The organism is Moorena producens 3L (genome assembly GCF_000211815.1).
Classification (GTDB): domain Bacteria; phylum Cyanobacteriota; class Cyanobacteriia; order Cyanobacteriales; family Coleofasciculaceae; genus Moorena; species Moorena producens.
This window is the reverse complement of record NZ_GL890948.1, coordinates 136,780-144,430: the sequence shown is the minus strand read 5'-3', so window position 1 is coordinate 144,430 and position 7,651 is coordinate 136,780. Positions and strand designations below refer to the sequence as shown.

5 protein-coding genes are annotated in these 7,651 nt (G+C 43.3%); 1 reads left to right on the top strand and 4 read right to left on the bottom strand.

Translation table 11 applies throughout. The features are described from left to right. Positions 1–89: 89 nt before the first annotated feature. From LYNGBM3L_RS23165 to LYNGBM3L_RS23155, 3 genes are all read right to left on the bottom strand, one after another. Positions 90–1,268: a M20 family metallopeptidase gene (locus tag LYNGBM3L_RS23165; protein WP_009149442.1), complete on the bottom strand. Its 1,179-nt coding sequence runs from the start codon at positions 1,266–1,268 to the stop codon at positions 90–92. Positions 1,269–1,400: 132 nt separating this feature from the next. Further along, on the bottom strand, positions 1,401–2,795 hold the full coding sequence (locus LYNGBM3L_RS23160) for an AtzE family amidohydrolase (RefSeq protein WP_009149438.1): 1,395 nt from the start codon (positions 2,793–2,795) through the stop codon (positions 1,401–1,403). Positions 2,796–2,879: 84 nt separating this feature from the next. Continuing rightward, entirely contained in the window at positions 2,880–3,068 is a 189-nt protein-coding gene (locus LYNGBM3L_RS23155; protein WP_009149434.1) for a DUF4089 domain-containing protein, read from the bottom strand. 183 nt (positions 3,069–3,251) lie between these two features. On the opposite strand from LYNGBM3L_RS23155, the gene LYNGBM3L_RS23150 reads away from it, so the two are divergent. Beyond that, positions 3,252–4,124: a DUF4351 domain-containing protein gene (locus LYNGBM3L_RS23150; protein WP_009149431.1), complete on the top strand. Its 873-nt coding sequence runs from the start codon at positions 3,252–3,254 to the stop codon at positions 4,122–4,124. A gap of 442 nt (positions 4,125–4,566) precedes the next feature. Here the strand turns inward: LYNGBM3L_RS23150 and LYNGBM3L_RS23140 are convergent, their stop codons facing one another. Beyond that, entirely contained in the window at positions 4,567–7,488 is a 2,922-nt protein-coding gene (locus tag LYNGBM3L_RS23140) for a tetratricopeptide repeat protein (RefSeq protein ID WP_009149426.1), read from the bottom strand. Positions 7,489–7,651: the final 163 nt, after the last annotated feature.

Sequence of the window (7,651 nt, the reverse complement as noted above, 5' to 3'; positions counted from 1 at the left end):
ATAAAAGAAGCAACAGGGAACAAAAAATCATAATCTGTACTTAAAATTGTTGCAAATCGCTAAAATTAACTGTAAAATTAACTTTATAATTAACAGTCCTGGTGCCAGTACTTATAAATCGCATAAGCCAGAGTAACTACACCGGTAACAATGGCCGATTCATCCACGGCAAATAGAGGATGGTGTAGTGGGTAGTTTAGTTTATTTTGGAATCCAACCCCGAGGCGGAACATGCTGCCAGGAGCGTGTTGTAGATAAACCGAGAAATCTTCTGCACCCATAGAGGCTTCCGGTATGATTGAAACGCGATCGCTTCCCCAAGCTTCCTTAGCTGCTGCTTCCAACAACTGAGTTAAGGCTAGGTCATTTTGTACTGATGGTACTCCCCGCTGATAGTTGATGTGATAGCGAGCGCCATAAGCATTACAGACATTGGCCACAATCTTTTCAATCCAATCGGGTAGGCCAGCATAGGTTTGGGGATGAAGCGATCGCACTGTTCCTACTAGGCGGACTTGGTCAGCAATAATATTCGGAGCTCGCCCACCACTAATTTGTCCAATTGTCAAGACCATCGGGTGTAATGGGTTCTGGGTGCGACTAATAGCTTGTTGGAGGGTGGTAATCACCTGGGCAGCAATCCAAATCGCGTCAATAGCTTGGTGAGGGCGAGCTCCATGACCGGATTCTCCCATAATTACGATTTCTAAATCATCCGCTGCTGCTGTTAATGCCCCATAGCGGATACCAATAGACCCTGCTGGAATTGATGGGAAAACGTGAAGACCAAAGATAGCACTGACATCCTTCATGCCCCCATCTTTAACAATCCAGTTTGCACCTTGAGCAATTTCCTCAGCTGGTTGGAACAGAAAGCGAGTATTACCAGGAAAAGTTTCTCCGAGTTGGGATAGAATCATAGCTGTGCCTAAGCCTACGGTGGTGTGGACATCATGACCACAGGCATGCATGACTCCCGGTTGATGTGAGGCAAAATCGAGGCAAGTTTGTTCGGTGATGGGTAGAGCATCCATATCAGTGCGCAGTGCGACTAATCGGTCATCGGTACCACCAATCAGTTCACCGATAAGACCAGTTTTGCCAATCCTTTCTTGTACATGAAGACCACAGGAGGATAGGACCCCAGCTACGTAAGCGGCTGTTTGGTGTTCTTGACCACTCAATTCTGGGTGAGAGTGGAGATGACGGCGGATTTCGATCAGACGCGGGGCAAGTTCTTGGGCTAACTCTTTAATCTGGGAGAGCATGCTGCTAGATAAATGCTAGATAAAATTGTTTCATACTTAACTCTTTATACTTCTTTTTGAATTGTGGCAATAATTAATATTTTATTATACAACTATTTGCGGTAAAAGAATATTGTCTCAATCATCGATTTGTTAAGACACAACCGCTGCTGAAACGATGCCTTGCTCCTCAAGCACTGCAGCAACTCTAAGAATCATGGCTTCATGGTAGGGTGCAGCAATAATTTGTACCCCTAAGGGCATTTGACCAGGACGGTGAATTGGTACCGATAAGACCGGTAAGCCAATGAAGGATAAGGGTTGAGTAAATAATCCTAAGTTTGGACGAACCAACACTTCTTCCCCAGCAATGACCATTTTTTCTTGACCCAGTAGGGGAGCAACACAAGGGGTAGTGGGAGCGAGGATAATATCGACATTTTGGAAGACTTCCCGAATGCGATCGCGAAACCATTGTCGAAACCGTTGCGCTTGAATATACCAAGTGCCTGGAATTAGGGCACCTGCTAAAAAGCGTACGCGTGTAGCTGGATCAAAATCATCGGGACGTTTACGCAAATTGTCCAAATGGAGGTTTGACCCTTCATTAGCTGTAATAATATAAGCTGCTGCTCTGGCTCGCTTGGCTTCTGGGATAGTAACCGAGGCAGTTACATCCAAGCTACTAGCCACTTTAGCCACAGCATCCAAGACTTCTGGTTCTGCCCCTTGAGCAAAATACCCATCAGCAACCCCAATCCGTAACCCTTCAATCCCTTCGTTAAGGTGGGGGACACAGAGTTCTGGGAGACGATTGCTACAAACTGGATCAGCGGGATCTGCTCCCTGAAGGATATCAAAAGTAGTAGCAATATCCCGTACAGAACGAGCAAACGGACCGATATGATCCAAACTAGCAGAAAACAAGAAAACCCCTGCGCGAGACAATCGTCCGTAGGTAGGTTTTAAGCCAAAAGTACCACACAACGCAGCTGGTACCCGGATTGAACCATTGGTATCAGAACCAAGAGTAATTGGTACTAATCCCGCTGCCACTGCTGCTGCCGAGCCGCCAGAGGAACCACCAGCAATGCGAGTGAGATCATGGGGGTTATGAGTTGCACCGTAATGGCTATTTTCCGTTACAAAGCCATAGGCATACTCATCCATATTTAATGCTCCGACTAGGATAGCACCCGCTTGTTTTAGTTTAGTTACAGCAGTAGCATCACGGGAAACAGGAGGATTTTCAGCATTAATTTTTGACCCAGCTAATGTTATTAAGCCAGCAATATCATATAAGTTTTTAACTGCAAAAGGAACTCCTGCCAATGGACCGGGATTGTTCCCTTTAGCAATAGCATGATCAATCTCTTCAGCATCGGATAAGGCTTGGTCAGTGGTAACCGTTGTGAAACAGTTAAGGGATTGGTTACGGACAGTGATTTTTTCGAGACAGTTAGTAATAACTGTTTTTGCGGTGACTTGACCTTCTCGAATCCCAGTGGCAATTCCAATAGCATCATCAATTTGTTTCACGGTTAGCATCCCAATTTAAACTATTATTATGATGATTTAGTAACGGTTATAAACCAATAAGCTTTCTAATTTACTAGAAAAAAAATCAGCATCCTAAGGTTCAAATACCGGAGCAGCTTCGATATCATCAGGTAAGGTAAATTCTGTCACTAAAGATGCGATCGCATAAATTTTAGCGAAGTTTTTGATAACACCAGGACGGTGTTGGGGCTTAAGGTCTAAATCAAGGAGTTGCGCCATTGCTTCGACATAGGTAGCGGTTTCAAGTGTTTTCTTTGTCATTAGTAGTTAGTGTTTAATAATTTAGTAGTTAACATTAATTGTAATCTATAAATATAATAAAATTTTAAAATCTGTCGTTATTACTCAAAACTAAACCCTCAAAACTCGGCAGTCTCTTCAAAACTCTATTCAAACAAACAAAGTTAAGTTTTTCGTTACCTTAAAGATATAAAGACACCCGATATGGCTATGACTCAAACGAAAGCCGAACCCATTATCCGATGGGAAAAACTCCCCGACGAATTTCAATTACCCGATGACCCAGTGGAAAATCTCTATCATCCCTTATTAGCGGCTATCCTGCGAGAGATTCTGGAATTAGCCGGATTTATCACTAACTCAATGCTGATTGCGTCCAACTTTGGACTCTGTGCCAATGTGGACGGTAAAACAGTAGTCAAAGCACCGGACTGGTTTTATGTACCTTCTGTGTTTCCTGTGTTACCAGGGGTGATTCGCCGTAGCTATACCCCTCACACCGAAGGAGAGGTACCAGCAGTGGTTATGGAATTCTTATCCGAAAAGGAACAAGGAGAATATTCCATGAACCCCCGTTACCCCTATGGCAAATGGTACTTTTACGAGCAAATCCTACAAGTACCAATTTATGTGATTTTTGACCCAGGGTCCGGAAGTTTGGAAATGCGATCGCTTAATTCAGGAAGCTATACCCTTCAACAACCCGATGCTAATGGACGCTACTGGATTGAATCTATGGGTTTGTTTCTGGGAGTATGGTACGGTAAAAAATCAGAAATCACCAACTATTGGTTACGGTGGTGGGATAGCTCTGGACATTTATTACCTTGGGGAGAAGAGAAAGTCCAACAAAGTCTACAGCAAGGCTTACAGCAAGGCTTACAGCAAGGCTTACAGCAAGGAAAACTGGAGCTAATTATGCGTCAGTTGAAACGCCAGGTTGGAACAATCGAGCCTACTCTAGAATCAGTCATCAACAACTTATCTGCTGCTGATTTAGATCAACTGAGTGAGGCATTGTTCGATTTTTCCGATGGGTCGGATTTATCCAGTTGGTTAGAGGGACTGAAAGGCTAATCAGATGTAAGCATTCAGCCGTCAGCGGTCAGCCGTGAGCTAAAAGCTCACGCTACTTGAGGTGCGGTCAGCTTAAAACAAGCTATCCGGCTTAGGAGTTCAACGGACTCAAAGCCAAATACAATGAATTCCTTGGCCGAAAGGCCAAGGAACTGAGATTAAACTTTTGCTTACCTCTTTTATTCAAAAGCTGATAGCTGATAGCTGATAGCTGATAGCTGATAGCTGATAGCTGATAGCTGATAGCTGATAGCTGATAGCTGATAGCTGATAGCTGATAGCTGATAGCTGATAGCTGATAGCTGATAGCTGATAGCTGATAGCTGATAGCTGATAGCTGATAGCTGATAGCTGATAGCTGATAGCTGATAGCTGATAGCTGATAGCTGATAGCTGATAGCTGATAGCTGATAGCTGATAGCTGATAGCTGATAGCTTACAATCAGCAACGCCTACGAATCGGCTCAACTAAATAATCATACATCAGTTGATATTGAGCTTCTGGTTCTTGCTGCCATTTCATGACTAAACCTGATTTGACCAATAGCTCTAGGATAAAATCTAACTGGTCAGTGGATAATTGTAACTCTGCTCCTAAGTCATCTTTTGTTCGGAATGGTCGAGTACCATGCTTATCCGTTAACAAACCCAAAATTTTCCAAGCCGCGTTTTGGTTTTCTGAACCACAATCAGAAACAACCCCTTCTAAATAGCGCTCCACTAGCTTTTCTTTTGATCCGTTTTGTCGATAAGCTGCTAAGGTAGTGATTTGCTCAGTTTGCAGTTGCACTCCCACTATCTGTAATTCAATCGGGCTTACTTCTCCCACTGGTTCATTCTTAGCTAGGTCGTTTACCAACTCATCGAGTAATGCATCCTCTAGGTAAAATTTAGCTTTAGTGGTTAGATTATAAATAATCGATTTTGCCTCGTCTGGAGAAAAATTCCCGACATAATAAAGGATACCTTTATTAAGAATATCATTATTAATGGCATCCAAATCTACCTGACGAGCGCACTTTAATAATAGGTGTAGATAATCCTCCCGTAAACACAGGATGACTTTGAGATAGGGAATATTAAGACAGTCACGGAAAAATTCAAAGAAGCGTTTTTGTTCAGCTGGCTCTCGGCAAGCAAAGAAAAACTCTTCAAATTGGTCAAAAATCAGGATGTTTATCTGGTTTCGCCGTTGATTTTTTTGCAACTGATCTAGAATAGTAACCAGTTCAAAGTTGTTTTTATAACCTTCAACCTTTAAACCTTCAAGCTTTAAACCTTCAACCTTTAAACTTTCAACCTTCAACGGTGAATAACCTTCACCCTTCGACTCTAGGATACGTTGACCCAGCTCTGTGACCCAGTCAGTGTAAACCTTCAATCTAATTGGGACTACATTACGGTTACCAATGGGTTGTTGTTTTAGGGCAGGGATTAGCCCAGCTTCTAGTAAGGAACTCTTGCCCACTCCAGCTTGACCATAAATTACAGTTAGTTTGTGCTGGGTGCTGGCAATGCGTTGCACTAGCTCTTTTACTTTGTGTTGCCAATCGGAAGCAGTCATGGCCTGATATACGGTAGCGCTACCTTTACTCTTTGTCTGTGCTAAGTGATTCTGTGGTAACTGATTCTGTGCTAACTGATTCTGTTGGGAGGATTTGAGTTTACCTGCACCGATAAAAGCAAGTAAACCATTCTGTTGTGCGATCGCAAGCCGTTCTTGTTTTAATCTAAATGCTGCTTGATATCGTTTTTGTTGCCAGTAGAGGGTTCCGAGAGTTTCCAGGATTTCCAGGTAGAGTTTCGGGTCATCCTGAATCCCTAACTCCCTAGCCCGTTCCAGATGGCTAATCGCTTCGGAATGTTGACCCAAGTGTTGTTGCGCTTGAGCCAGAAGTAACAGATAGCGACCAACGGGAGATTTATTTGTATATTTATTTATAATCTGTTTATCTATTTTAACTACTCCATTGAGGCAAGATAAAGCAGAATTTTCCTGATAGCTAGGGTACTGTTGCTGTTCTTGGGCTTGGATACTTGGGGGATAATAGGACAATTTTTTACTTCCCCCTCTTCCCTCTGCTGCATAGGCCAACAAATCTTCCCTATGGTGGGCAACACCCTGTTCTTCTGTGACTTTTGTTATAATTACATTGGCATATATTGCGTTTGTGTAAGCTTCCTGCCAGCGGGATTTGTGTAGCGCCACTTTTGCTATAAATCCATAATCCTGAGCCAGTTGAACAGGAGCAGAGTAGGTTCTGTGTAGTGCTAGAGACTTTGTAGCTAGACTTGCCAAATCGTCCCAGGCTTCCAGAGATTGCAGTATCTCACCGAGTTGATTAATCAACTTAGCCACTAAATCCGGTCGTTGCTCTTGCTCGAACACCACCATACACTGCTCTAAATACTCTTTAGCCTTGTGCCAATTTTCTCGATAGCTAGGGTCTCCCGGTGGATACTGCTTAGCCTGATCGCAATAGCATAATCCTAGGTGAAACAGGATAACTGCTTGTCGCTCGCGACGTGGAGGGGTAATGGGTTTACGGGATATGAAGGTAGGCAGACCAAGTCCAGGGAGAATCTCACCGTTGTTTTCTGGCTTGCTCTCCTGCTTGCGGGGTTCCTGTTGCCAGAATTCTAAACTTTTCTGATAGTGGGTAATAGCAACATCAATCTTGCCCAATCCATAAGCCTCTCGACCCCAGACAAAGTTAAGACTGGCTAGCAACTCTGGTGGCAACTCGTGGTTCCCACTTTCCAAATCCCGTAAGGCAAACTTAATTTCCGTAGTATAACCAGCACCTAAGATAGCATCATTGGGGAAAATTTCACTGGCACCTAATTCCAAGACTTTGGTAAATAAAGAATTGGCTTTTTGTTGTAGGTTGCGAATTAGTCTTGAGGTTGGGATTTCAAACATAACCGTTGTTGCCCAACTGTGAAAATCTGGTGTGATGCGAATCAGCTTACACAGTACCTCATCGTTAATCCACAACACTAATGGAAACTGGAAATTTTTGCGAAACTCTTCTCTAACTTGGTTAGTGGCGATTAACAGTTCATCAAGGTCCGTGACTGACTCTAAACCAAACACCATCAAGGCTGCTGGCTGTTCCTCCCCGATTTCCTGTCGGAGGGTGGTGTAGAGTGTACAAGCAGATTGGTCTAGGAATACTTCCCGGATTGGGACAGAAGAAATTTTGTGTAGCCTGCGCACCACTCGCTTACGCCACTTGGCATAATTACAGTGTGCTAACATCAGTAAAAACTGTCCCTCACTAGCAGCTATTGCCCAGGCTAGTTCTTCTACAGCATCCCGGTGGTGAGTAGCTACAGGCTCGAGTAGGGGTGAGTTAATCATGATTTTAAGGATATTGCTTATGCCAGCAAGTGCGTATGCCAGCAAGTGAGGTAATTATGTTATCAGGAAATTAAATTCTATCCTGGTAGCAAAATGGCAATTTTTTGTGATTTTTTTGTGATTAGTCATGATCTGATTAAGTGTTAAGTAGTAACACCTAATA